25 protein-coding genes are annotated in these 22594 nt (G+C 54.1%); 7 read left to right on the forward strand and 18 right to left on the reverse strand.

Translation table 11 applies throughout. The features are described 5' to 3' along the window. The 6 genes from CK500_RS15835 to CK500_RS17035 all read right to left on the reverse strand — a co-directional run. On the reverse strand, positions 1 to 339 hold a 339-nt coding region (locus tag CK500_RS15835; protein WP_095638159.1), incomplete at its 3' end, for a DUF6788 family protein. A gap of 232 nt (positions 340 to 571) precedes the next feature. Continuing rightward, a complete protein-coding gene (locus CK500_RS17875; protein ID WP_449404438.1) occupies positions 572 to 739 on the reverse strand; it encodes a DUF7837 family putative zinc-binding protein in 168 nt (55 codons plus the stop codon). A gap of 227 nt (positions 740 to 966) precedes the next feature. After that, on the reverse strand, positions 967 to 1383 hold the full coding sequence (locus CK500_RS15840) for an HVO_A0114 family putative DNA-binding protein (protein ID WP_095638160.1): 417 nt from the start codon (positions 1381 to 1383) through the stop codon (positions 967 to 969). A 32-nt stretch (positions 1384 to 1415) separates the two neighbouring features. Next, positions 1416 to 1733 carry a toxin-antitoxin system TumE family protein gene (locus tag CK500_RS15845; RefSeq protein WP_095638161.1) on the reverse strand — a complete coding sequence of 106 codons (318 nt, stop codon included), beginning with the start codon at positions 1731 to 1733 and terminating at the stop codon, positions 1416 to 1418. A 589-nt stretch (positions 1734 to 2322) separates the two neighbouring features. Then, positions 2323 to 6378 (reverse strand): AAA family ATPase, encoded by a 4056-nt coding sequence (locus tag CK500_RS15850; RefSeq protein ID WP_095638162.1) that lies wholly within the window; start codon positions 6376 to 6378, stop codon positions 2323 to 2325. Between the two features lie 125 nt (positions 6379 to 6503). Further along, positions 6504 to 6782 carry a hypothetical protein gene (locus CK500_RS17035; RefSeq protein ID WP_144049588.1) on the reverse strand — a complete coding sequence of 93 codons (279 nt, stop codon included), beginning with the start codon at positions 6780 to 6782 and terminating at the stop codon, positions 6504 to 6506. A 154-nt stretch (positions 6783 to 6936) separates the two neighbouring features. Between CK500_RS17035 and CK500_RS17040 the strand changes: the two genes are divergently transcribed. Next, complete coding sequence (locus tag CK500_RS17040; RefSeq protein ID WP_144049589.1) at positions 6937 to 7455, forward strand: hypothetical protein; 519 nt, start codon at positions 6937 to 6939, stop codon at positions 7453 to 7455. Here the strand turns inward: CK500_RS17040 and CK500_RS15855 are convergent. The 4 genes from CK500_RS15855 to CK500_RS17245 form a co-directional block, all read right to left on the reverse strand. Next, complete coding sequence (locus tag CK500_RS15855) at positions 7452 to 7805, reverse strand: winged helix-turn-helix transcriptional regulator (RefSeq protein ID WP_095638163.1); 354 nt, start codon at positions 7803 to 7805, stop codon at positions 7452 to 7454. The genes CK500_RS17040 and CK500_RS15855 overlap by 4 nt on opposite strands. Before the next feature lie 39 nt (positions 7806 to 7844). After that, complete coding sequence (locus CK500_RS17045; RefSeq protein ID WP_144049590.1) at positions 7845 to 8279, reverse strand: hypothetical protein; 435 nt, start codon at positions 8277 to 8279, stop codon at positions 7845 to 7847. Beyond that, entirely contained in the window at positions 8272 to 9078 is an 807-nt protein-coding gene (locus CK500_RS15865) for a ParA family protein (RefSeq protein WP_095638165.1), read from the reverse strand. The genes CK500_RS17045 and CK500_RS15865 overlap by 8 nt, the downstream gene beginning before the upstream one ends. Positions 9079 to 9233: 155 nt before the next feature. Continuing rightward, a complete protein-coding gene (locus CK500_RS17245; RefSeq protein ID WP_158224053.1) occupies positions 9234 to 9389 on the reverse strand; it encodes a hypothetical protein in 156 nt (51 codons plus the stop codon). 229 nt (positions 9390 to 9618) lie between these two features. Between CK500_RS17245 and CK500_RS15870 the strand changes: the two genes are divergently transcribed. Then, positions 9619 to 10248: a DUF7718 family protein gene (locus CK500_RS15870; protein ID WP_095638166.1), complete on the forward strand. Its 630-nt coding sequence runs from the start codon at positions 9619 to 9621 to the stop codon at positions 10246 to 10248. Positions 10249 to 10393: 145 nt separating this feature from the next. On the opposite strand, the gene CK500_RS15875 is transcribed toward CK500_RS15870, so the two are convergent. The 3 genes from CK500_RS15875 to CK500_RS17055 are packed head-to-tail and all read right to left on the reverse strand — an operon-like array spanning position 10394 to position 12790. Beyond that, positions 10394 to 10951 (reverse strand): hypothetical protein, encoded by a 558-nt coding sequence (locus CK500_RS15875; protein WP_095638167.1) that lies wholly within the window; start codon positions 10949 to 10951, stop codon positions 10394 to 10396. Next, the gene (locus CK500_RS17050; RefSeq protein ID WP_144049591.1) at positions 10948 to 12378 is read right to left on the reverse strand and encodes a hypothetical protein; all 1431 of its coding nucleotides are present in this window, start codon (positions 12376 to 12378) and stop codon (positions 10948 to 10950) included. Before CK500_RS17050 ends, CK500_RS15875 begins: the two co-directional genes overlap by 4 nt. After that, positions 12371 to 12790: a hypothetical protein gene (locus CK500_RS17055; protein ID WP_144049592.1), complete on the reverse strand. Its 420-nt coding sequence runs from the start codon at positions 12788 to 12790 to the stop codon at positions 12371 to 12373. The genes CK500_RS17050 and CK500_RS17055 overlap by 8 nt, the downstream gene beginning before the upstream one ends. 207 nt (positions 12791 to 12997) lie before the next feature. On the opposite strand from CK500_RS17055, the gene CK500_RS15885 reads away from it, so the two are divergent. Both CK500_RS15885 and CK500_RS17060 read left to right on the forward strand, forming a co-directional pair. Continuing rightward, a complete protein-coding gene (locus tag CK500_RS15885; RefSeq protein WP_095638169.1) occupies positions 12998 to 13189 on the forward strand; it encodes a division/cell wall cluster transcriptional repressor MraZ in 192 nt (63 codons plus the stop codon). A 287-nt stretch (positions 13190 to 13476) separates the two neighbouring features. Further along, positions 13477 to 16161: a winged helix-turn-helix domain-containing protein gene (locus CK500_RS17060; RefSeq protein ID WP_144049593.1), complete on the forward strand. Its 2685-nt coding sequence runs from the start codon at positions 13477 to 13479 to the stop codon at positions 16159 to 16161. A gap of 81 nt (positions 16162 to 16242) precedes the next feature. Here CK500_RS17060 and CK500_RS15895 read toward each other — a convergent pair whose 3' ends face one another. Beyond that, on the reverse strand, positions 16243 to 16473 hold the full coding sequence (locus tag CK500_RS15895) for a winged helix-turn-helix domain-containing protein (protein WP_198951599.1): 231 nt from the start codon (positions 16471 to 16473) through the stop codon (positions 16243 to 16245). A 288-nt stretch (positions 16474 to 16761) separates the two neighbouring features. Here CK500_RS15895 and CK500_RS17065 point away from each other — a divergent pair, with 288 nt between their 5' ends. Beyond that, positions 16762 to 17367 carry a hypothetical protein gene (locus CK500_RS17065; protein WP_144049594.1) on the forward strand — a complete coding sequence of 202 codons (606 nt, stop codon included), beginning with the start codon at positions 16762 to 16764 and terminating at the stop codon, positions 17365 to 17367. Then, on the forward strand, positions 17360 to 18016 hold the full coding sequence (locus CK500_RS15900; RefSeq protein WP_095638172.1) for a 3'-5' exonuclease family protein: 657 nt from the start codon (positions 17360 to 17362) through the stop codon (positions 18014 to 18016). The genes CK500_RS17065 and CK500_RS15900 overlap by 8 nt, the downstream gene beginning before the upstream one ends. 278 nt (positions 18017 to 18294) lie before the next feature. On the opposite strand, the gene CK500_RS15905 is transcribed toward CK500_RS15900, so the two are convergent. Together CK500_RS15905 and CK500_RS15910 are read right to left on the reverse strand one after the other, a co-directional pair. Next, a complete protein-coding gene (locus CK500_RS15905; protein ID WP_144049595.1) occupies positions 18295 to 18990 on the reverse strand; it encodes a TIGR02391 family protein in 696 nt (231 codons plus the stop codon). A 400-nt stretch (positions 18991 to 19390) separates the two neighbouring features. Next, a complete protein-coding gene (locus tag CK500_RS15910; RefSeq protein ID WP_095638174.1) occupies positions 19391 to 19735 on the reverse strand; it encodes a winged helix-turn-helix domain-containing protein in 345 nt (114 codons plus the stop codon). Positions 19736 to 19843: 108 nt separating this feature from the next. Here CK500_RS15910 and CK500_RS15915 point away from each other — a divergent pair, with 108 nt between their 5' ends. Beyond that, the gene (locus CK500_RS15915; protein ID WP_007997413.1) at positions 19844 to 20146 is read left to right on the forward strand and encodes a hypothetical protein; all 303 of its coding nucleotides are present in this window, start codon (positions 19844 to 19846) and stop codon (positions 20144 to 20146) included. Positions 20147 to 20319: 173 nt separating this feature from the next. On the opposite strand, the gene CK500_RS15920 is transcribed toward CK500_RS15915, so the two are convergent. Both CK500_RS15920 and CK500_RS15925 read right to left on the reverse strand, forming a co-directional pair. Then, the gene (locus CK500_RS15920; protein WP_007997412.1) at positions 20320 to 21141 is read right to left on the reverse strand and encodes a recombinase family protein; all 822 of its coding nucleotides are present in this window, start codon (positions 21139 to 21141) and stop codon (positions 20320 to 20322) included. Positions 21142 to 21463: 322 nt separating this feature from the next. After that, a complete protein-coding gene (locus tag CK500_RS15925; protein ID WP_095638175.1) occupies positions 21464 to 22483 on the reverse strand; it encodes a sensor histidine kinase in 1020 nt (339 codons plus the stop codon). Between the last annotated feature and the right edge of the window lie 111 nt (positions 22484 to 22594).

Below are 22594 nucleotides of genomic sequence, written 5' to 3' on the forward strand. Positions count from 1 at the left end.
TCCCGGCTTGCCGACGTACTCCGATTTCATTGTCCCATTCTCACGATAGTAGCGGTAGAGATACGGGCCGTGCATATCCGTGGGATTCCCGCTTGCGCATTTACAGCTGTCGTCGCCACAGGTGACTTTCTCTTTGACAACGGTCCCGCTTCCTGCGCTATCGGACTCGTCGACGGGCTCGGCAGTCTCCGGAAGCTCGTCGGTGTCAACCGACTGGTTGCGATACTCAATGAGCACCTCGACGTAGTTCTGTATCTCATGGAGTGTCTCCGTATCCTGTTTCGGGAGCCCTTCTGCGAGATACTTCGGGAGCGAGGTGGGTGGTGACGGCTGCTTCATACCTTATGTAACAATCGGAGCCATATCAGCGTTCGTGTGCTACATAAGGTATTGAAGTTTCTCTACCACCCGTGAGCACTTCAGCAATTACTCGAGATCGTAGGCCGCAATCTCGTCAGAGCCACACTGTGGACATTCATCGACGTCCTTCTCCACACTGTATCCACAGTGGCGGCACTCGTAGTGCGGTGTCGATGGCAGCTCGAGCCTCACAATCTGCTGGATGAATTGTTTACTGAGCATGGGTGGGGTCAACGATCTCGCCACAGCTTGGACATTCGGCCCACACGCCAGGATCACCGCCAGCGGTCTCATAGTGGATGATTGCCTGCCGACCCGTGACTGTCTCGCCACAGAACGAGCAGCTGCCACGGACTGTCTCTGGGTCATCAGGAGTCATTCTCACGAGTTCACAGGCTACTTCGAGGGGGAGAGGGAGCGTGTGACACTGTATTGGAGCTGATCCTTGTTGAAACCGGCCCAGCGGTGCTCCCTCTCTTCAAAATTTGAGGCTCTGTGACTTATAGTTCGGGCGAGCGGGGCGAAAGTACTGTTCCGGGACAGCAGCGTGATTGTGAATCGTGAGTAACCATCACACGAGGACACTCCGAGAGCGGTGCGTGGTGACTACGCGCTCACGGGAGTCCCATCGGCGTCGCCGCTATCGATGAGCGGGTAGTCAATGTGGACCTCGATGCGGTCGAACGGAACGACGGGTTGAATCGCACCGCTGGGCCCGCCCTCTTCGAGCGTGAGGATGCCCAGTACTTCTAGCTGCTTCAGGTCCGAGTGGACGTCGGACACGTCACGCTCGACGAGACGCGCTGCCTCGCGCATGCTCTTGGGCGCCTCCTCTGCGATCGCCCGGATGAGCTCAAGGCGCAGCGGCGTGAGACTGTCGACGAAGTCGTCGTAGGTGCCGAACTGGAGCGTTGCCTTTCCATCCTGTTCGTCGATATCGTCGGCCTCAACATCTTGGACGAACTGGAGCGCGTCCTCACGGAGCTGTTCTCGGTCACCGACGGTGATGTGGAGTGTGGTCATAGTCGGGATGTTGTATGTCGGGTGGTATTCGATCAGTGCGGCCGGGGCGGGTCGCCGCCGACAGCGTCCCAGTACTCGTCCCCACTCGCCCAGAACTCGACAAGCCGGTCCTCCATTCCGGGGAACTCGACGTCGTCGAGGTCGCCGGCTGCGGTGTGGTGTTCGTGGCCTTTCGTGTCCTCGTGGGAGTTGTCGTATCGAACGAGCGTGAGGTCGTCGAGAGTGCCCAGGTGGAGCGTGTACTTCCAGCCCGAGGGGTACGTCTCGGTGTCGTCGGTCGGTCGAAGCACGACGTTCTCGACGAGACCGGCCTCGACGTGTGTGTACTGGAAGAGCGGTTCCCGGACCATCTCTCATCTGTTGGGATACAGGCCAACGCTATAAGCGTTGGGTAGAAGTCCAACACCGAACACAGACCTGCCGGACGCTCACCACAGCGGGCCGAGCGACGCTACGGGCCATCTCATTACTGGGTAGGGAGCGGCGACTCCTAACCGCTCCTGAAACCTAACCTTCTCAGAGAGACTTCCACAGTACCGATCGGTGCCAAGACACAGAAGTGCTACTTTGACTGCGTGAAATCAGCTGCTCGGGCGTAAGCCAGACTCGGGTTGCTCTCTTTGAGTTTCCGACTCATTAACAAAGTCGGAAACTCGAAGCAGAGACAGATCGATGTCTACCGGCCTTGAAGTGAAGACCCCTCTATCGAAATGAAATGGGTCCCACTGACTGACGTCGTCGACCCTGAAGAACAAGAAGCACGTGAGATAGAGTACCCGTATTTGCTTGCTGGTCTATTGGTTCGTTTAGCACAACTGGAGGAGATCTCGGATGACTGCTATCGAGACCACCGACTGGTAACCGGTCGGTACATCGATGGTCCACAAATTCAGATTTTCTCTAGTCTACCCCAACGGTACTACCGGATTGGTATGAGACCTACAGCGTCTCGTCTAAGAATCCACGGTCCATCTCGCACCGTTCGGCCGCGAAATGATTCGCTATACTACGAGCATATTGTAATGCCTCTTCGTTGGTTGCGATCGCATTTTCATAGATTTGTTCTCGGTGGGATACCTGGCTTGTTCGCACCGTGGAGGACCAGTCGCCCTGAACTGCCGCTTCAACCAGAACTCCGTACAATTCTACAGCGATCATCGGATACCTGTCTGACTGGTTCGCGATCCACTGTTCAATCTGACGCCAGTGCAGATTCCATGTGGCAATATAAAAAAGAGATCGGCGTACACGGTCTTGTTCCTGCGCTATATCGGTTACGGAGGATTCACGAACACAGTCCAGAAATTGGCGTACCTCGTTTGCATTATCCTGGTGTACGGCCTCCTTTTCGTCTGCTAACTGGTCTAACCGCCAGTCCCACAGTGTCCTAATAGAGTCCCACTGCTTCTCCACCTCTGGCTTTCCAATCCCGTTCGCAAGCCTTCTAGCAACCTCTGCCGCTTCCTCGGAAGATGCAAAACGGTAATATTGTGAGATAAGGCTCTCGTCATCGGAAATTGATTCTGTCCCGAATAAGTAGGATGACATGACGTGGACGGCAGTGGATCGGGTATTGATTTGATACGCATCGTCTTTATTGCAGTCCAGCAGGCCTATCGCATGGATATAGTAGGGTCGGAAGGTGTCGTATCCCCACATGACGTTATGGCTGGTAAATGAGTTCCACGCGGCGACGAATCGGCGCTGTTCTGTGGTCGTATCTCCACGAGGAAAGATCGTATCTAGGTGTCGTTCTACCATGTCCTGGTCAAGATTCCAGAGAGTCCCGAATCGCCGCCCGATTACTGTGCGGACGGCAAGCGACTGATCCTCTGTGATGCGCTCCTCAATCGCGTCACAGAGTACTCGATCTGGCTCGGTATCTCCCTCTTCTGATACCCACCACATGTAGGTGATGAGCGCGTTGACCGCCATTGGACGTACTGAGTTGATTGCGACTTGGACCGGGTCACCGTAGCCGGCCATTCCCTCCGCAGGCTGGTCTCGTTCTTGATCTGGATCCGGGTCACTGACTAACACCAACAAGATATCACGGACACTATTCGCGTGGCCATCAGGAAACGGTGTTTCCTCAATAGCCATGCCCTTATTGAGCAGCATAGCAAGGCAAGTACGACTGCCGGCACTCCACGCATCTGGGTCGTCGGCAATGGCTTCTCCAAGTGCGATGATCGAACTCCAAGAAAAGGTCTGTCCCTCGTCGAGCAGGTCCCGGAATGCCCGAAATGCCGCCTCGGTGTACCGAGGATTGGCATCCTCTAGAATTGAGATTTCGCGGGCATATCGTTTTGGCTGTTCTTCGATCAAATCCCGAACCTGCCGCGAAAACCCGATATCGCTCCACTCCTCAACTTTTCCGTCTTCATCGGGGTCCTGTCGTTCTGTTTCCGGAGATTCCCATTCGACGGCGGTGGTGAGTACTTCTTCGGCTGGTTGGTCTCGTAACTCCTCTGTCTGCTTCGCCCCCCGTTGATTCACGGCTCCCCATCTGCCAGTTATATCGGATTGGGATGATTCAGACGGAAGCCGATCTGGTTCACCATGCTTCTCCAGCAGTTCATCAAGCTGCGTTGTATAGGAATCAGGCAACGAATCCTGAATGAGGTAGAGCCGGTCTCGACGCCATGTTTCCCGTAGTCGTTGTTCAAGGTATCCTACAGATTCTTCTCGCCATTCAGCGAGCTGTTCAGCTCTGTTCGCCATATCTGTATACGGGCCATTAGTGATAATGCCGCAGACCTGTGTCTCGACATCTCCCTCCAGATACTCAAATGCGGTTGCCAACAGTCGGTAAAATTCGAATGTGGCGGGGCGACTCCGGTAGTTCTGGTTATCCAGTAACTCGGTCTCAATGATATCGATGTAGTATTCGAGGTGCGCTGCGAGCAGTGTGAAGCCGACACGCTGGAACATTACAGGACCGTCAAGCAACTCCTTGACGAACTCGCGCCTGTCAGAAGCAACTGGATCCTCACGAACCCATGCTGTGACGGCACGAATAAAGTACTGTAGAAGGATGTGTTTCAGCTTTCCGCGGTTCTCGTCGATGTAGTCCAGTTCTGTAACTGGTATCTGCTTGACTATTACGTCATACTTGATACTGTTCTCCGATTCGATGCGGAGTTCGTCTTTGAGATTCGTGTAAAACACCTCGATGAGGCCCTCGGGCCGTTCCTCACGGAGGTCGGTAAATGTCTCTTCAAGCGCTTGGATAAGACGATATCTCGTCATACCCTGATTCCCCTCTAATTGGTCGTTACCGTTGACCTGTCGTGGAGTGAGAATCACATCCAAGATCTCGAGGGCGGTATCATACTCGTTGTGGCTACAAAGGTGCTCAAGTAGATCCAGTCCATGGTAGGCGAGGCCGTGGTACATATCGGTCTCCCGGATCCATGGTATTGCTCTCTCGCCAACTGTTCTCGCGCCGGTTGCTGGGAGATCGGTGCCGAGTGAGATGAGGTATCGTTTTGACCGTTCATCGTCTGGCTGGGCTGCGTCAATCGCCCGTTGTACGAAGGATGGCCGGGTATCCGTTATCCGTGCGAGATAGGTGAGCAAAATGTTTGACGGATTTTCGAATGCGCCCTGTTTGAGGTGTCGTTCTCCCCAAGAGCGGTGGAGTTGTGTATCATAGAAGTCGTTTGTAATATCGGTTCTAGAGTCGATGGCTGCGAAGATCGCTTCGACGATTGGTTCCGGGAGTTGTTCCGTGTCGCGGATTTTGAATTCGGTGACGAGTAGCGAGGTCGGATAGAAACTAAACCCATCGTCCTCCACAACGTGTGTAATAAGGTCGGATACAGCTTCGGTCTGCTCCCGGATGACGGCGTCAGAAAGGAACTCCAGGCAGGAGGAGATGTACTGGGCCTCCGTTTCGAGATCCATGTCTTCGTCAGTCAGCTTGATCGTGGTTTCTGCGTAGTATTGGAACGCTCGTTGTTCGGTTTCCTCGGTCCGGTCCCACCGACCCGCAAGGAACTCTCGGAAGACATCATGGACCTTGAATGTGGAGAGGCCTGTATGGGTTCGTCCAATCGGTTGAACAACAGTGCGGGTGCTGAGGGATTCAAGAATTTCTGCAACAGCAACCCGGTCTAGCCCGTAGGAATCGGGCAGGACGTATGTACAGACAGCCTCATTGAGTTCAGGCAGCGGGGCGGTTGCTCGGAGGACACGGCGCTCGTCGGGAGAAAGAAACTTGAGATATCGTTCTTCGATAGCCGTATAGACTTCGTCATCTGGGAGTTCGAGGGTTGTAGCATCCTCGTTCGATTCGATGAGTAAACCGAGATAGAGTGGATGGCCGTCAACGTCCCTGTGAATGTGTTGTATCTGGCTGTCATCGATCTCGGGAAATGCCTGATTGAGAAGTGTCGCTGTTTGTTCCTTCGTGAAGGTGTTGAGTGAAACGGCGGTTTCCAGATCACGGAACGCAAGCCGGCCCGTGGTGGTGAGCGTGACGTTTGATGGGAGGCTGTTAGCTACTTCTTTGATCACACCCCTGATCGCTCTGTCGTTGTCATCCAGTTCGTGGACATCGTCGATACAAATCAGGAGTGGTTGTTCTTCGGGGAACAGTTTGGACAACTCAACGAGGGCATCCCTGTAGCCGAAATGGGCTTTAGTTGCCTCTGCTGTATCATCGTCCCAAGACAGACCCCCTATTGGGCCAATACTGATGCCGGAGAGTCTCTTTCCTTCCTCTTTTTGCTCGTCTGGAAGGTGGTTGAACAAGGTATGACAGATCTCACGGACAAAATCCTCGTGGCTGTGGTTTGGTCGTATTTTTCGGATGTCTATCTCATAGCCCTCACAGAGGTCTGTTGTAAGTTGTTGGAGTGTGGTTGTCTTTCCGATCCCTGGCTCTCCAGCGATATGGATGTGTTCTGATCCATCTTCGATATATCTCGCTATCACCTCCAACTCAGGTCGGCGTATTGAGTGGGTAGTAGGAGTGCTATTCTCGGCCATTATATTGTGGATGTATTTCCAGCGGGAAATTTTTAACCTTCATGAGAGTAATATGGAACCAATATATCTCTTGTTGATCGACCGGTGAATTGCTCTGTACAGGTTCTGTACGAGTTCGCTGTTTCTCACTCTAGAACTGCGAGACTGACTGCCTTTAGATGGTTGTCACCACGTTCTGATACTCTAGCACGAACGTGGGTACCGGGGTAGAGATCAAGGCCGTTAGGATAAACGAAGACAGAAACATCATTATGGCGAGCGTAGGCTTCCCGGCCGTTGTTATCTTGGGGGCTTTCGTGTATGATCAGGTCGAGCTGCTCACCTACCGTGTACTGCTCCTCAAGGTTTCCTGTTAGGGCCTCTTCGTGTGCTTCTTGCTTCGTTTGGGGCTTGTGGACGTTCATTTTGAGTTGTTGTTTTGGTTGCTGATCTCGGGCGCGTGGGGTACGGGTCCTGAGACAGTCGTAATCCCGTAATAACCTGTTTTTGGGATTTCTCAGGCCCCAGCATTCAAAAGATGAGTAAAATACTTGAATGAATTACGTATAGTAACTACTAATGGCTGGTGAAGAGAGACCGAAGTGGATTCCTTACTCTTCGAAAAAAGAAGATGATAGGCCGGAGGCAAGTGATATCAGCTATGCTGATGCTTCTAACTACCAGAAAACGGAGTTCGGACCGATTCCCAGTCAAAACAGTTCCTCTGCCCGGACACAGCGGTTGAATAGCCGAGAAGGGTATAGTCCAACTGAAGCTGATAAACCACGGTTTGCTGGTGCTCTTGCATCGTCCCTCAGCCTCAGCAAAGCCCATACGAGCGAAGTTTACTCGATAATGTCCAGTCTTAACCTCGCCGCCTTCGGTAATCAGCGAGACATTGAGACGGTTGCTCTTGGAGTTATTGTCGTAGTAGTGAATTACGACCGATTCTATCGACAACAAAACCCAGAGGCCGATCGCATCTCTGAGAGCCGAGAGTTTAGGAAACTAATGAAAGACCTCAATATCGATTATTCGGACATTGGAACAGCTAAGCGAATCGTGAAGCAGGAGCTAAAGGAGCAGGATTACTTTTAATTCGCCTCGGATGGTTCGAGATGCTCATTTCCCCAGTCGTACATCTCCGTTATGACTGGATCAAGTGATTGACCGAACTCAGTTAACGAGTAATCCACGCGCACCGGCTTTTTGCTGATTTCCTCACGAACGACGATACCGCACTCTTCAAGATCACCAAGAGAGTCAGTCAAAACTTTCGCAGAGATGCCGTCAACTCTCCGTTTTAATTCGTTGAAGCCAACTGGACCATTCTCAAGCAGACGGTGTACGATGACTGGATGCCACTTTTTACAGATTAGTGACGACGTCGCGGTAATTGGGCACCACTCTTCACCTGTGTACTCTACTTCTTTTGATCCTTCACTCATACCTGGCTCAGTTGAGTCGTAATATCCAAATCTATTCTTTTACTCTTTGAGTTCGAGCCTGTCTGCGAGCTCATCTTCGTGGTCAATCGCAAACTCCACGAGAGCCTCCATAAAGTCAGCATGCTTTTCGATGCCGCCATCACCGGCTACTTTGGACTGCCCATCCAGCCGATCGTAGAGGCTGTTGAGTTGGTCTGCCTTCGCTTCTGGAAGGTACATCGGAACTTGCCGGCGATTTCGTGTTGAATCTGGGTTTGGATCTGGACCCGGCTTACCTGTGCCATCTGTATTACCCGAATCACTCGTATTATACGAGTTATCTGTAGTACCTGTACTATCCGGGTTATCCGTCGTATCTGACTGACTCATACTGTCACTCCCCTCGTCTTCGCTGCTCTTCTCTGATTCCTCATCGCCTGAATCGGCTCGACGGTCCTCGAATCGTTGGCCGAGTTCCTCCTTTGGATCAGTCATTGTTGAGAGATTCAACCTGTGCCGCGATGGCGTTGTACTTGGTTCGTAGCTGGTCTGTCTTGTCTGCGTCCCACGGGTAACCCGCATCATCCGGGTTATACGCGAAGACCGACGTCCGGTATTCGATTGCGTGCTCGACAGCTGCCCAATCCGGGATCTCGAATACGTACTCCTCGCCAAACGTCTCAACGAACCATGTCCGCATCTCGTTGCTGACACCGTCCTGCCCCACCTCATTCAGCACAGCGGCTACTGTCGAAATCTGTACGTCGTCGAACTTGTCCTCGAGAGTGTCGATCTCGTCAAAGAGGATCTCTAGTGAATCCTTCGCGATCGTGTTTGCATTGCTGGGGAAGAGTACGTTTTCAGCAGCTAGCAGAGCCCCATCAGCGAGTGGTCCAAGGTTTGGTGGAGAGTCAATCACCACGTAATCGTACTCCGCTGTAAGCCGGTCGAGGGCGATCTTCAATGCTTCTACCCCACGTGCTTCTGAATACAGATGCTTCTCCAGTCGGAAATTCCGTATATGGGATGGCACTATATCGAACTCGTCACCGGAGACGATCAGCTCGTCAAGATCGTCAAGTGAGAGGCGACCCATTTCGGACAGCACGTCATAGAGTGCATACTCTCCCTCGCGGTACTGTTCTCGGTATCCGAGTTTGAGCGTGAGTCCACCTTGTGGGTCCGCGTCGACAGCCAGTACATCATGGCCTCTGTCAGCGAGCGCGCCAGCTAGGTTGATACTCGTCGTTGTCTTGCCGACGCCGCCCTTCTGCATCCCGACGTCGATTCGCATTACTGTCTCACCTGTATATCTCGCATAATACGGGTTCTACACATCATACACGTTATCTGAGAAACCTATCTCACATAAATCTACGTCAGACAGGTGATCGACGAGCCTCTACTCACATCGATAGCGTGTCTGTTCTTCTTCTGGCGATCTCTTAATCAGTCGATCACTTGGGAGACGAAAAGCAGGATGCCCAGTATTAGCGAAGTGAGGACCGCTACTGGGTTTGATCGAACAACCTCGATCAGCGACGAGCCGACGAGCTCGATGAACGCTGATGATGCGACGAGTCCAGTTGTAGTCGAGATGACCATACTCTGAATCAGCCGAATTGAAACTTAATCACCCACGTGCCGAGGTACGCTCAGAAATGAGGTTCCGCATCTGAATCCTCTACTGATACAGTATTTGACCCGAACAGGCTCACAATATCTGAGCCATGTATCTAGCCACTGTCTTCCAGCGAGTACCGTCCAGATGTCGCATCGGCGTCGAGGGCGAAAGCGAAAGCAACACCGTACCGGGTAACGATGGACCGGACGAATGAGTGCCCCGTCGCTCCCGACCGGCTACGACGTCTCCAAACACGTCCCAGCTGGCCGCCGCGACTGCCTGCTCACGGTCGGGTTCGACCAGCACCAGCAACACATCCCGCGCTTCCTCGTTCAGCTTCACTATCGCCTCGCGCCCGACCCGATCGAGTGGACGGCAATCGCCCGGATGGACCACAACGAGACGTCGACACTCGGGCATGACGTGTACCACGAGGGGCTCCACGTCGACGTCGCCCGCCGCTCGCAGCCGACTGTCCACCTCCAACTTACGCATGCGCCGCTGCCGAGAAGTCGAGGATCGGTCATCCGCGGCTGTGCCAACTACCTCAAACGCGAGGCTGAGTACTTCGTCGATGTCTTTGAAGAGCGTCGGTCGCCGGGTCGACCGCCGTCGTGGTCGGATGGTGGTGAACCGACACCTACGTTTATCCCTTCGCGCCAGGTAGAAGGAGACATGAGCCGTGAAGCTCCGGCCGACGCCGACATGATCTCGGACGAGGAGCTTACCGAGCTGCTCGCCGATGCTGAGGGGACAACGCCTGAAGAGATCGAGCGCGGCGCTGCCGAACTCGATATCGCACCGCCTGAAGAGGCGACCGTCGTCGACGTCGACGAGTAGTCTTTCTGCTTCGACGTGGCTTCAGTGCCGCTGAGCAAAGGCTACTCCTGGATCTACTGACTGACGGTCTTGTTTTCGGTAACAACTCAATTCGAGGCTAACGGCTGTCGTACCACGAGGGCGCACCGAACTCTTCTCTAGAAAATCAGCGGTAACGCTCTGGCGGATAGAAGATGACCTGCACGGTGGAACCGAGGTTATACCACGACTTTGGGAGAATTGAAACCTCAAGACCCCACTCGGCAGCGAACTCGAAGATGTCGAACCAGAGGTTGTGTGGTGGCTCTTGTGAATCTAACCGCTCGACGTTGCCGGGATAGAGATGCATCGAGTAAACTGCTGGCTCGCCGCTCTCGTCGTCGAGCCAAAGTGTCGAATGGTCATCTGCTGGCGGGCTGTGAGGCGGCCCAGTTGGGTCGCTGTCGGCTTCGAGGGGAGAGTGCGGACACTCGTCGTCGCCAGTGATGAGACGGCGTATACACGCCTGCTCGGCTGGTTCACCGAGATCGAACGCTTGGGCGAAGGCATCACGCTGGTATTCGCCCATAATCGCGCCGAGCGCTCGCCAGATGTCGTTCCACGCTGGGTCGTCTGGCTGGTGATCGAGATAATCTTTGACGGCATCACGCAGTTGCTTGTACTCGGGCCATGCTGGGACCGGCTCGTTCGGGCCGGGAGTTGGCCAGTCACCATCTGGTGTCATGCGTCCCAACCCTCTCCCACAGCGGGAATGACCGTGTTGTAGATATCGAACTTATAGATGCCGTTCAGATACGGCTCGCGGATATCATCGTTGTACTGCTCATAGGATGCGTCACTATAGGTCACATCCTCGGTGTCTCCATCTTGATCAGAGTCTCCACGAATACGCTTTTTTCTGATTTTGTCGGGTATTGCTCCATCGTGTAACCCCGTCTTGCCCGGTTCGTGAGCGTTCGTGAAGTAGTGGCGCGCCTGGTGGAATGTCACTTTTTGGCTAGTCTTTAGTCCATTATCCCAATAGATTGACCGCCAGAAGTCGACTTTACACCGCTGGCACCTGAAGCGACGTCCTGTTTTATTCCCTGATGTGAGGTTTTCTTCAACCAGATTGCTACCACAAGTAGGACATTCTTCTAGCTTCTCTTCGGCAGCGAACTGCTGGATGCTGTCTTCGTATTTTTTTGTCGACCATAGCCACTCATTAACCGAACTCATACCTGGCCGACGGGTCTTCTCTGATCCGCTGTATACGAATAGCGGATTGACGGTGGTGGTATAGGTCGGTGGTCGAACCAGTAGATATTCGATGAGTGCTGTTTTGAGTTCAGAATCCACTGGAAGAATACTGCCCCCTTTTTCTTTTCGTTTGTTTCCGCTTGCCGAGTCTCGGATTTCTCCCTGTGTTTCTGGTCCTGGTGTGTCCTCGTTCGGGATCTCATCGCCTTCGTTGAAAGCCTCGTATATCAACATAGTATCTGGTTTGTCACGGATACGTGGGTCTAATGCGACATCATGATCTTCGACAAGATGCCAAAAGACAGGATGATCAAGATGTAGACAGCGAAGATCAGTATTTATCGCTTCAGAAATGCGCGTACCGTGTTTAAGTCCACACAGCCAAAACGCTCGGCAAAATGGATATGTTAGCCAATTTAGAAACCGCTGCATACGGCTGAACGGAATATGCGGTCGTTCAGAGCTGAGGTCATGATTGTCTCGAAATTTTTTTAGAGGGACTGTAACTGGATTACCTATAAACGCGTTGTGCCTATTTAGAACCCGGTAGAAATGGCTTAGAGAACTCAATTTGTCGGCAATAGTGCTGTCATTAAGATTAGGATCTGGTTTCAGGTTCTCATCGCGAAACGACACAATATCATCCATTACCGCATCGCGGACACCGTGAATATCTGTATTGACGTCTGGTGCAATCTCTTCAAGAAGGTAATGTTCAAATCGGCGGATATCGTGCTCTTTTGTGCGCAAATCGCTGGACGTGATTTCATCACGCCTTGCCTCAAGAAATCGTTCGATTGGCTGTTCTCGCCAGAGTTTATCAGCCTGATTTCGGCGCTGGTCACGAACTCGCGTATTGACTCGTGAGAGGTCTCGATCTCCTGACTGATCAGAACCGTCTGGGTCAGTCATTGCTCTTAATATATCCGTCCTCCACAAGTGCTTCGATTGCTCCCTGCTGACGAAGTTCCTGAAGTGTACTCTTGATCTGCTTCTTTTGTTCGTCTTCTGTGCCGAAGACAATTTCCTGAATTTCTTCTATAGACAGGGCGCGCTCCTCTTCTGTTGGAAGGTTTTTTAAGATCGTTTCAGTGATGTTACTATCGGCGGTTGCGAGGTCATTACTGGTGTTTGTTACTTGGCTGTCCTCTGTGATCTCTCGGAGTCGCTCTATATCGACTTGACCAGAACTCTGAAAAACTGTTCGGCCAGCCTCGATACACTGGCGAATATACTGAGTCCGATTTAGCCCAAGCTGCTCGGCCTCGGTACCATATTTATCTACTATCTCTTCTGGTATAGTCCCAAGTGTTTTTACACCCATATTATGACCATATTACCCCGAAAGCATATTTCTTTTGTCTAATACTATTAGCTAGCTGGATTCAAATTGCTATCATTTATATATTTTATATATCCATAAAGTAGTCTTTGAAATGGTTTACATCCAATGAACTTGGTCAACTACTACTGAAATCCGCGATGTGGGGCAGGGGTAGACTTTTCACCCATGGTCTCCCACTTACTCGGTATGAGTATGGCTGAGAAAATCGAGATTGGTCGCCAGCAGCCCCTCGAAATGGACTCTCGAGGGCGGGTGACGATCCCAGCTAACATCCGGGAGAAACACAAGATCCAGCCAGAGGAAGGAAAAGAGATCTGGGTCGAAGTGGAGCTCAAATGGGCGGAGATTGAAGACGAAGACGACGGGGGTGACGCCTAGAGCTGACGCTGGTTGCGGCAAGTGGATTAGGGCAGAGAAATTGGATCTGCCCTACTCCGGGTGGACTTCCTTGGCCGGGATATGTCCACCTGTTCCTTGTCGTCCCGGGTATTAGGGTCTTACTGTTACTGGACCTGACTCCACGGGCTGACACCAATATAACCCAAGGTGATAACCCGTGAGTGTTGATAGCACTGCCACGGCGACGTCAGACCTGCTTATCACCCTGGTAGCTTCGAATCTATCGTTGGGGGGCTACTGTGAGTAAACCCGCCGATAGCTCTCCGATGGAGACCGGATCGTCCAGTACGACCCCTGGGGTTGACGCCGGGATCACGTACTCGCAGACACCGAGTCTTGACGGAATCGTTGTTCGCGAGCCGGAGCCGACTGCAACCGGACTTTGGACGCAACTCACGGATCCGTGGAACGGTGCCGGCCTCGCTGGGGCAATCACTACGGCTGTGCGCGAACTCGTTACAGATGAGAGTCCTGTTGAGGTTCACGCACTGCTCGATGACCTCGTCGGCGACGTGCTCGACGGAGCACTGGCCAATGTCCTGCGCTCTTTGACGGCGAGTCAGTCTCGTCGTCGATTTTGGAAGGCTCTCGTGGTGTTGCCCCAACTGGGAAGTGGCCGACCGATGGGCTGTCGCTCTGACCTCGATGACATCCACGCAGCGATTGCGCCGCTCGTCGAGAGCACACACACGCCGACTATCTCGATCCGGTTGCCCGAGGGATTCCGTGAGGTCGACACAGAGACGCGCCGGTCGTGGTGTCGCCTCGTTGCTGCGCTCGGCCAAGCAGCTGATGTTCGACTGGTTTGCTCAGGCGTTGATCGGGCGTGGCTTGCCCATCACCATCGCGACGATCTCCCCGGTGTTAGCAAACGGTCGGATGTACGTCTAAATGAAGACACGCTCACGGCTGCGCTAGACGTCGTCGACGTTGGCAGTCGCCACGCCGGGACGCTTTCCCTGCTTGCCGACGAGGACACGGAGACGCTCGCTTACAGCCGGCTGTACAGCGCGTTCAGCGTGGGGCGCTCGCGTGTCCGGCAGGTTATCGGTGACCTCGCCGACGTCGACTTGGTCGCGACGTACGGCTCATCACGGAATCGGCGTGTCGAGTTAACAACGGCTGGACGCCAGTTCTACGAGACAGAAATCGCAGTACAGCGGCGACTTGGGGAACGCGTTAGCGAATCCAGAAAACTCTGCAATGATAGCCGTGTAACCCCGCGTACACACGGGGAGGGGACAGACAGCCCTCAGACCGCAGCATCCAGCACCGCTGACCGCCACCGCTTGCCCTCGCACCACGAAACCCGCTACATGAGTCACCGAGCAGCGAGTACAGCCCTTGGAACCACGACTGAAAGGGGGATCTCGGTGGTCAACTACCCGATTACCCCACAAGATGACCGAGCCGAAGGCCGCTGGCACTCTAAAGACGATCATCTTATCGTTACTGCTGAGGCCGACAACCCTCTTCAGGTGTGGACGACGTTGGCGTTAGCGCTGTCCGATTACCGGACCTTCGACCAGGTCCTCACCAAACAGCGGCTTGAGGAGTATGGTGTACTTAATATGCTCAAGGACGGGAAAACGGTTCTTCGCGGGATGCGAAACATCGGCTGGCTTCCTGATAAGATCAACTCCTATGACGACCTCCGTGAAGCGTTCCTCGGCGCTGCGAACGAACTGGGCGAACTCACGAAAAAATACGCCGAGGCTGAAGACGACGACCTCCGTGGCCCAATAACACGGAACGCCCTTGGACTGGCCGGTTCGTTGACCCACCTGCTCGACCTCGTCGACGTGGAGCTCACCCGTGTTCTGAAGCTTCCCGAGTTCTCCCGGCGGTTCGAGGATGACCGTCGCGACGCTTTGTTCAGGTCACTTGCTATCGGCTCAGCGATCGGGAGCCGCTACGGTCACCACGTTGCCTACCGACAGCTCTTCGAGGACCGCTCTGACAAGCGACGGCAGGCGTTCGACCCGACCGTCGACGCTGCCGACCCGTGGGCTCGACTGATCGGTTCCTGGACACTGGTCGGGGACTTTGCCGGGCAGACTGAGGTTGTTGCCGACGCTCTTCGCGAGCACTTCGGCGGCCTCGACACCCATGATGATGCCCCGGAGATCGCCATCCGCAGTGAAGTTCGGACCGAACCGACGCGCCGACAGGTTGCTGAAACCGCCCGGCGGATGCTCGCGACCAAAGACCTCCGGCTTACTCCAGAGGCGACGTCCGTGCTCCACGGCCTCGCTCGAACTCCATTCGATGTCGCCGATGCGCTTCAGTACCTTGCTGACGACAACGAGGGCCGTCGTGTCGATGCTGCTGAGGTGCGCTACGCTCTTGCCCAACTGGAGCCGGGGCGACTCCTCCGTGGGTTTGACAGCCGGCGGACCACGCCTCGAAAAATCGTCTCAGCCCTCCTCGAGGCTGAGCGCCCAGTCACTGATGCCGAACTCGACGAGCGGGCCGATGTCTCCAGCCGGTCGCGACGAGACCACCTTGCCGATCTCAACGAGGTCGGCCTCGTCGAGGAGACAGACCGGGGTTACCGGCTCTGCCTCTCGTTCTCTGATGTCGACGGGGATGACCCCGAACGCTACACCGACGTGTGGCCAGCACTTGTCGCTGACCCAAAAATGCCCTCAGTCCACGTTGCGGCGAAGGCTCTCCGGATTGGTCGCGAGCATCACGGGCCGGGCGACCCTGTCGAGACGGTGGGGTGGCCGTATACTGGCGTCAGTGATCCACCAGACCTTCGGGAACTCTCGACACCCCGGCCATATCTTGACGATGTCCTTCCAGCGCTGTGGAGTGTCCGCGTTCGCTCCGAGTACGTTGACGATCTGGGCGTCGCTCCTTCGATAAGTACTGCTCCTCTTCGCGCTGGACCGCCTATCGACCAGACGGCGCTCCAGAATGTTACTGATGGAGACCCTACTGGATGACAATCTCTCAGTTTGTTTTTCGGATAGTGGCTAACCCAGCGTTGAGGGTGTTAGCTCTACGTTTGGTCTATCGGCGGCGGATTAGAAGTCGTCAGGATCGAGATCTCCGTCAAGATACTGCTCACCAACCTCTGTGATCGCGTAGTATCCTCGCTTGACGCGCTTGACAAAACCATGATCCACAAGTTCTGAGAGCCGACGGTTGACTTCACTCCGCGATTTGTCGATATTGAACGCGATTACTGAGGGTGACAGGACCAGCCCAGATGTTGCTAGTGCCTCAAGAATGCGGTCGTCAATTGGCATTTGCATCCACGGGGCTGGCTCTCTCACGTAAGTTCTCCTCTATTTCACATCACTCTTTCAACCGATATATCAAGTGTGATAACTATTTGGTGAAAATAACCTCATTAATAGATGAGGTTTTTATACCTATTCTACATATACTAGCTCGTGAGCCATGGCATCACATAGTGAGCCTCTGATCCGAGAAGTAGCCTGGAATGGACTCATTCAACAGATGGGTTCAGCAGCTGTTGAACTATCTGATGAACAACCCCTTATCGGGGCTAGCTCCAGGTCGATAGCGAGGTGTGAGCGATGACAGAGAACTGCTCTCCAAATCCCGATGTAATCAATCCCGAGATGAAATTAGAAGATATTCGCTACAGGGTAAATGCCAATACCTGTGACGGACATGGACGGTCAACTGCATCTGGACGAGGATACAACGCTGAACGCCTCTTTAATGCCATATTTGACGAGTCTGGCACCGCTTTCCGCGGGACAATTGATTCACATATTGATAGTTATGTCCCTGGTGAGATAGCCTACGACGTTGAGGTCAAATCCTGTGTCGCTCGCTATCAGAGTAGTACTAGCAAGCCTGGCCGATATGGACAGTTCCGAATCTGGAAGCATCATCACGACCAGTTGATAGCTGAAACCTCACAGTTCGATTCACGCGCACCGATTTACTTTTTTGTCGTATATTCAGTCAGATATGGAATCGAAGAAGAGGTAGGGAAATTACTCGCACCTGCTGAGGTAGTTGACGATGTGCTTGATAACTGGTCTCTTGAAGAGCACGTGACGATGGGCGAACAGAAGACCCGTCAGATCTCGTGGCACCTCCTACTGAAGCGATTAGGTGTCTCGGCAGATCGATTCAAATCCGAGGACCTTATCGACCTCACAGATGAGTGATTCACAACTCACTCCAGTTGCGTTCGACATCGAGACCTCTGGATTCGATGCGGACGCTGTCATCACCGTCGCTGGGTTCGCGCACGGTCTCGGTGAATCGCTTATTCTCAATACTGGCGGCCACAGCGAGGTTGATCGCAACACACTGGTGAGGGCGCTTGATGAGGAGTCAACTGGGACAGCCCAACTCGACATCGTTGCTGACGAGGGCGAACTCCTCGAGGAGGTCGCGTCGTTTGTCACGAACCAACTCGATGGTGACACTCACTACCTGACCGCATTCAATGGTGAGACGTGGAATGGTGGGTTCGATCTCCCCTTCTGTCGAACGCGATTTCTCCAACATGGACTACGATGGCCCTTCGGCGACATTGCATACGCCGATATGATACAGCTGGTAGACCGGTTCAATACACATGACCACAGCGATCTCGTTGGTGTGTATGATGTCCTCGTTGGAGAGGAGACGTGTGACCCGTTCGATGATAGCGCTGAGGCTGTTGACGCGTTCGAGACTGGTGAATGGCTCTCACTCTGTCAGCACAACTTAGCCGACATCCAGCGGACTCGGAAGTTGGCTGAACTGGCCGAACAGTTTGTCGCGCGGTCGGATTTCAAAATGAAGAACCTACAGCCACCACGTCGATGAAGTGTCCTCTCCGGCAAGCGCATTGTGGGAATCGTCTCGAGGGCTCGACCCCACCAGCGGCGAGGTAGACAGCGTCGAGTTCCGCGAGAGCATCGCCGATCATCGAGACGAGATCGGCGCCGGCCACCGACAGGAAACACTCTCCGCAGGCTCTGTTGAAATCCTATTCTTCACACATATTATCGTCTGAAACAGCTAGTCGCTAAAGCGTACCCACTGACTCAGATCCTGTGGGATTCATGTTATCACACCTATTGGATGCGGAAAATTGTTGGTAATCAGCTATCCGAATCAACAACACCGGACTCTGGATGTTGCTCAAGTTTAGAAGATGCATTCGAGGATGTGTTCGTTTCCATTAATCGGAGTAAGAGATTCACCGTATGGATCACGTCCCGGGCATAATCCTCGTCGACCTCTTCGATAAATCGATGGCTTGCAGGGTTGCGCAATGACTGCATCGCTCCTCGATAGAGAAACATTACTCCTTGTTGTTCACTACCGGTTTCGCCAAAGGAGAGGGGTCCGTCATCCGGCGTGAACGATTCAGTCATCAAGTCAGAACCGTGAATATCTCGCCCGAAGCCACCTCTGTCTCTCACCCGTTCTTCAAGAATAATGAATGCGGACTGAACTGCGCTTTGGTAGTGACCACTCTCATATTGGGAGACACTTCTCTCGACCAGTTCGTCATCAAGTACAGAGGAATCGACTTCTGTGAATTCACCAGCCTCATCTGCCCATGGATACGGCTCTCCGCATCCATGACAGAAATCTTTTACATCTGGGCCAGAACCGCTGAAACCACCCTTATATCGCCCTTTGATATTTGTTTCGCACTTGGGGCACTGATGAATTGTGTCAGATCCACATTCTTCACAAGCAGATTGACGGAACTGAGGCTCGCTGTATAAGTCGGTTATTTTGTGTCCTTCCAAACATACCTGCATTATATCATATCCGTGTTGGCTCATTGATTAACAAGTTACAACGCGGTTAGGTTATCAGTTTTGCTGTCAAGTACTCGAATCAGCCACCGAGTCTACGTTATCCTGTACTGACCAACGCAAGCCAGAATGTGTCTTCTGTTGAGAATTTCAACAGAGCCTCTCCGCATGGGACGGACCGCTCGCAGCGTTCGTCGCCGCTCTGGAAGAGGAGGAACACACTGACCATCGCGAGGCGGGAACTGGCGGACGTGCCGACGGCCCCCTGTATTTTCAGACGGCAATCCCAACGATAGCTACCGTCCCCGCTGCCTTCTGGCGATATAACCCGCAAAAAGTCAGGTGGTAGTACAATGTGTCTGTGTGTTGGCACTATACCCATCGCTACGGAGAGGGGGTAGTGGGTGAAAAAGGACTACGTCGCTGGTTACAGGTCGACGTCGTCGTCGATCTCGTAGAGCCGGTGGAGCGTGAGCCCCTGGAGCTTGTAGAGCATCTCTCCCAGCTCGTCGTCCTCGTTCAGGGTGTAGAAGGTGCTGGCCCCGTGGTCAACTTCTTCCACGATCCCCAACTCGGTGAGGCGTTCGAGCTGCTCGTACACCGTGCTCCGCGACGTGTCGCTGAGGCGCGCGATGTCGCTAACGTTGAGTTCTCGGCTCTTGTTGGTGACGAAGGCCTCGATGATCCGCGCTCGTTCCTGCGATTTGAACAGGGTTGGTAGCGCTCCTCTCCCGGCCAAGCCATGGTTGGGCTCCGTCGTCACGGATGACATATCCTACGGTAGCCCACGTGTGGGTATAAATCTGTGGAATGATTTGAACACTACTATCAACGAAACCGACAGTTTTTAGTGCGTGGCTATATAAGTATATACTATAGAATGAGCGAGCAGGACATCAAGAACCGAATTGTTGAAACCCTTCTCAACGACCGAGTGACTGGCTCTAACAAAGTATCTATCGATACCCTTCTCAACCACGCGGTGCGGGATAGCGAGCAGGGACAGGCCCGGCGACTGTTAAAAGACGAGATGTTACCGAAATCAGAGGGGTCCATCCAGCAGGTGGGTGGAGGGGCTCGGGAGAACGTCCAACTGGCCGACATCGAGGGGGCTACCCGATACGTCCACAGGAACGGCGGGGACGTACCGTGGAAGCTGAAGCAAAAATACATCGAGGACTGACGGCCCGAGGGGTAGGGTATCGTCGCTGATCCCGGCCTTCAAATCGGGCGAAAGAGGAGGGACCGCCTGATTGGCGCATGCGCACGTATCGGAGTGGCCGCAACCTGGGGGGAGATCGCCGTTCTACGCTCGCGTGCGTGTCGGAGTTCAGGCAACGGGGGTGGGGAAGTGCGTTAGCGATCGTCGACGTCGGCGGCCTGCTCTAATCGTTCGACGCGTTCGCGCAGCTCTTCGAGATCGGGACCTTCGGCCCGGGCGTCCTCCAGCGGGCGGACGTCGGTGAGTGCTTCGTCGACGCGCTCGTCCTCGGCTTCGCCGCCGAGGTAGAGGTCGCGCCGATCTTGGTGGAGGCTCCTGAGCGTCGACTCGGCGATGCCGGTGTCGTCGGAGACAGCCGCGAACGACTCGCCGCGGTCGACGCGGGCGACTGCTTCGCGGACGTGTAGGAACTCGGCCGGATCAACGCGGAGGTACCCATCCTCGACGACGAACCCTGCCGGCGGCCTCCCGGTCCACTTTCCGGCGGACTGTGCGGCGCGGACGCCCGACCGGATTCGCTGGAGCTTTTGCTGGTGTTCTATCTGGGCGAGGTCGCCCATCAACCGAGCGACCATGCTGTATATCGTCTGCTGGAGTTCGCCGTCGTCGACATGAATCTTCAGTCCGACGTCGAGGGCTTCGACGCCGGTGTCGTGTTCCAAGCAGTGCTGGATGAATTTGTGAATCTCAGTCGGGCCGAGGCGAGAGAGCCGGCTGATCTCGTGAACGACCACGAGGTCGAACGCTCCACTCTCGACGTCGTCGAGGAGTTGGTTGTAGACCTCGCGCGTGTCGGTGTCGGCGGCGCCGGAGACGACCTCCGGATACTCCTCGACGTCTTCCACACCGAGACGTTCCAAGTGTTCGCGTGCCTCGTCGAGCTGCCGGGATACGTCTTGATCCGACGTCGAGACCCGGGCGTAGATCGCCGCGGTCGTGAGTCCGTTCTCGCTCATGTTTTCGAGGACGCGCCACTAACTTAAACAAGTGGGGGTTACTGCGGTTCATCGTATACCACTTCCTTCTCGACAAATCCTGAGATCCGCTGTCCAGTACAGAGGGATGGTGAAACAGCAGTATATATTCAGGACTTGGCAGGTCGATCAGTGTAAGATACGGAGAGTGTAGTCAGCAAGGGAACTGCGTTATTTTCTCCAAATAGATCCTGAATCAGCTGGTAGAACGAGGGTGCGAATTGACCGGACTGAACTCTGGCGATTCGGATCCCGTTCCGAACAGCGTGAAAGAAACGAGTCGCGCATGTAGCACTACCACGTACTAATCCACCGTCTTGACGCCGGTAATTCCAAATCGTGCGCCCCCGGAAATACTCTCCGTAACCTGTATTTCCCAATCGTGGCCGGTAACAATCTGCTGGACGATATTCAACCCAAATCCCGTCCCGTCCGGGTTCGTCGTGAACCCGGTCTCAAAAACTCGATCACGCTCTTCGGGTGGAATTCCAGGTCCATCATCGGCGACTGAGAAGCCGTCTGACTGTGCTTCGACGGTTACCTCTACATCTGCCCCGGCGTGTTCGATAGCATTTCGGAATAAGTTCTCGAACAATTCCCGTAATCGGGACTCATCCGCAAGTATCCGCGTATCGGAACCTGCCAACCGTAGGTCGGCGTCGATCGTTGCGACTGAGTCCCAGGCTTTCGTCACGGTGTCGAACAACGACACTGGGTCTGTCTCCCCGACCGGTGTGTTCGTCCGTGCGAGCTGTAACAGCTCAGACACCAGTGAATCCATCCGTTCAAGTGCGTTATCAACGAGAGTTAGCTCATCGCGGTCGATATCTGCCTGTAGCATATCGACATAGCCCTGCGCGACGTTGAGTGGATTCCGAAGGTCGTGTGAGACGAGCCCGGCGAAATTCTCCAGACGTTCGTTCTGCTGTTGAATTTCACGCTCCTGCGCTTTGCGTTCAGTAATGTCTTTGATCGTCCCAAAGTGGTACGGCACCCCGTCAATCGTTCGCTGCGTCGTGACCGTCGCCACGGGCACGCGGTTCCCACTGTACTCATGGACAGTCTCTGCCTGCCGTGTGTCACCGTCAGCGAATGAGTCCCAGTACGCGTCGAACGTGTCGGGGTCGACCTCGGGTGCGACCTCCCAAATCGCTACTCCGACCAGATCGGCCGGCGTGACTGAGAACAGCTCAGCGTAAGAGTCGTTCACGTAGATATACCGACCGTCTTGTCCGTATATCCCGACGCCGACGCCGACTGCCTCGACCATCTGCTGGAAAAACTCGGAGGAGAGATCATCCGGTTTCGAGTCGCCGTCGCTCATATGCCGTATTCTCTGTCGGCTGGTTACTTACTCTTTGGTAGGTCCGCACCGACCGATGAGCGCTTCACCTGTACTGAGGTTCCTGAGTATCTTATACTGGCTGCGACTGGG

It is taken from the genome of Halorubrum salipaludis (assembly GCF_002286985.1).
In the GTDB taxonomy this organism is placed as follows: Archaea; Halobacteriota; Halobacteria; order Halobacteriales; family Haloferacaceae; genus Halorubrum; species Halorubrum salipaludis.

What these genes read in the sequence shown, in the direction of transcription:
- CK500_RS17875 (WP_449404438.1), bottom strand. Translation starts at nt 739, where the DNA reads ATGACTCCTGATGACCCAGAGACAGTCCGTGGCAGCTGCTCGTTCTGT.
- CK500_RS15840 (WP_095638160.1), bottom strand. Translation starts at nt 1,383, where the DNA reads ATGACCACACTCCACATCACCGTCGGTGACCGAGAACAGCTCCGTGAG.
- CK500_RS15845 (WP_095638161.1), bottom strand. Translation starts at nt 1,733, where the DNA reads ATGGTCCGGGAACCGCTCTTCCAGTACACACACGTCGAGGCCGGTCTC.
- CK500_RS15850 (WP_095638162.1), bottom strand. Translation starts at nt 6,378, where the DNA reads ATGGCCGAGAATAGCACTCCTACTACCCACTCAATACGCCGACCTGAG.
- CK500_RS17035 (WP_144049588.1), bottom strand. Translation starts at nt 6,782, where the DNA reads ATGAACGTCCACAAGCCCCAAACGAAGCAAGAAGCACACGAAGAGGCC.
- CK500_RS17040 (WP_144049589.1), top strand. Translation starts at nt 6,937, where the DNA reads ATGGCTGGTGAAGAGAGACCGAAGTGGATTCCTTACTCTTCGAAAAAA.
- CK500_RS15855 (WP_095638163.1), bottom strand. Translation starts at nt 7,805, where the DNA reads ATGAGTGAAGGATCAAAAGAAGTAGAGTACACAGGTGAAGAGTGGTGC.
- CK500_RS17045 (WP_144049590.1), bottom strand. Translation starts at nt 8,279, where the DNA reads ATGACTGATCCAAAGGAGGAACTCGGCCAACGATTCGAGGACCGTCGA.
- CK500_RS15865 (WP_095638165.1), bottom strand. Translation starts at nt 9,078, where the DNA reads ATGCGAATCGACGTCGGGATGCAGAAGGGCGGCGTCGGCAAGACAACG.
- CK500_RS17245 (WP_158224053.1), bottom strand. Translation starts at nt 9,389, where the DNA reads ATGGTCATCTCGACTACAACTGGACTCGTCGCATCATCAGCGTTCATC.
- CK500_RS15870 (WP_095638166.1), top strand. Translation starts at nt 9,619, where the DNA reads ATGAGTGCCCCGTCGCTCCCGACCGGCTACGACGTCTCCAAACACGTC.
- CK500_RS15875 (WP_095638167.1), bottom strand. Translation starts at nt 10,951, where the DNA reads ATGACACCAGATGGTGACTGGCCAACTCCCGGCCCGAACGAGCCGGTC.
- CK500_RS17050 (WP_144049591.1), bottom strand. Translation starts at nt 12,378, where the DNA reads ATGACTGACCCAGACGGTTCTGATCAGTCAGGAGATCGAGACCTCTCA.
- CK500_RS17055 (WP_144049592.1), bottom strand. Translation starts at nt 12,790, where the DNA reads ATGGGTGTAAAAACACTTGGGACTATACCAGAAGAGATAGTAGATAAA.
- CK500_RS15885 (WP_095638169.1), top strand. Translation starts at nt 12,998, where the DNA reads ATGAGTATGGCTGAGAAAATCGAGATTGGTCGCCAGCAGCCCCTCGAA.
- CK500_RS17060 (WP_144049593.1), top strand. Translation starts at nt 13,477, where the DNA reads ATGGAGACCGGATCGTCCAGTACGACCCCTGGGGTTGACGCCGGGATC.
- CK500_RS15895 (WP_198951599.1), bottom strand. Translation starts at nt 16,473, where the DNA reads ATGCAAATGCCAATTGACGACCGCATTCTTGAGGCACTAGCAACATCT.
- CK500_RS17065 (WP_144049594.1), top strand. Translation starts at nt 16,762, where the DNA reads ATGACAGAGAACTGCTCTCCAAATCCCGATGTAATCAATCCCGAGATG.
- CK500_RS15900 (WP_095638172.1), top strand. Translation starts at nt 17,360, where the DNA reads ATGAGTGATTCACAACTCACTCCAGTTGCGTTCGACATCGAGACCTCT.
- CK500_RS15905 (WP_144049595.1), bottom strand. Translation starts at nt 18,990, where the DNA reads ATGAGCCAACACGGATATGATATAATGCAGGTATGTTTGGAAGGACAC.
- CK500_RS15910 (WP_095638174.1), bottom strand. Translation starts at nt 19,735, where the DNA reads ATGTCATCCGTGACGACGGAGCCCAACCATGGCTTGGCCGGGAGAGGA.
- CK500_RS15915 (WP_007997413.1), top strand. Translation starts at nt 19,844, where the DNA reads ATGAGCGAGCAGGACATCAAGAACCGAATTGTTGAAACCCTTCTCAAC.
- CK500_RS15920 (WP_007997412.1), bottom strand. Translation starts at nt 21,141, where the DNA reads ATGAGCGAGAACGGACTCACGACCGCGGCGATCTACGCCCGGGTCTCG.
- CK500_RS15925 (WP_095638175.1), bottom strand. Translation starts at nt 22,483, where the DNA reads ATGAGCGACGGCGACTCGAAACCGGATGATCTCTCCTCCGAGTTTTTC.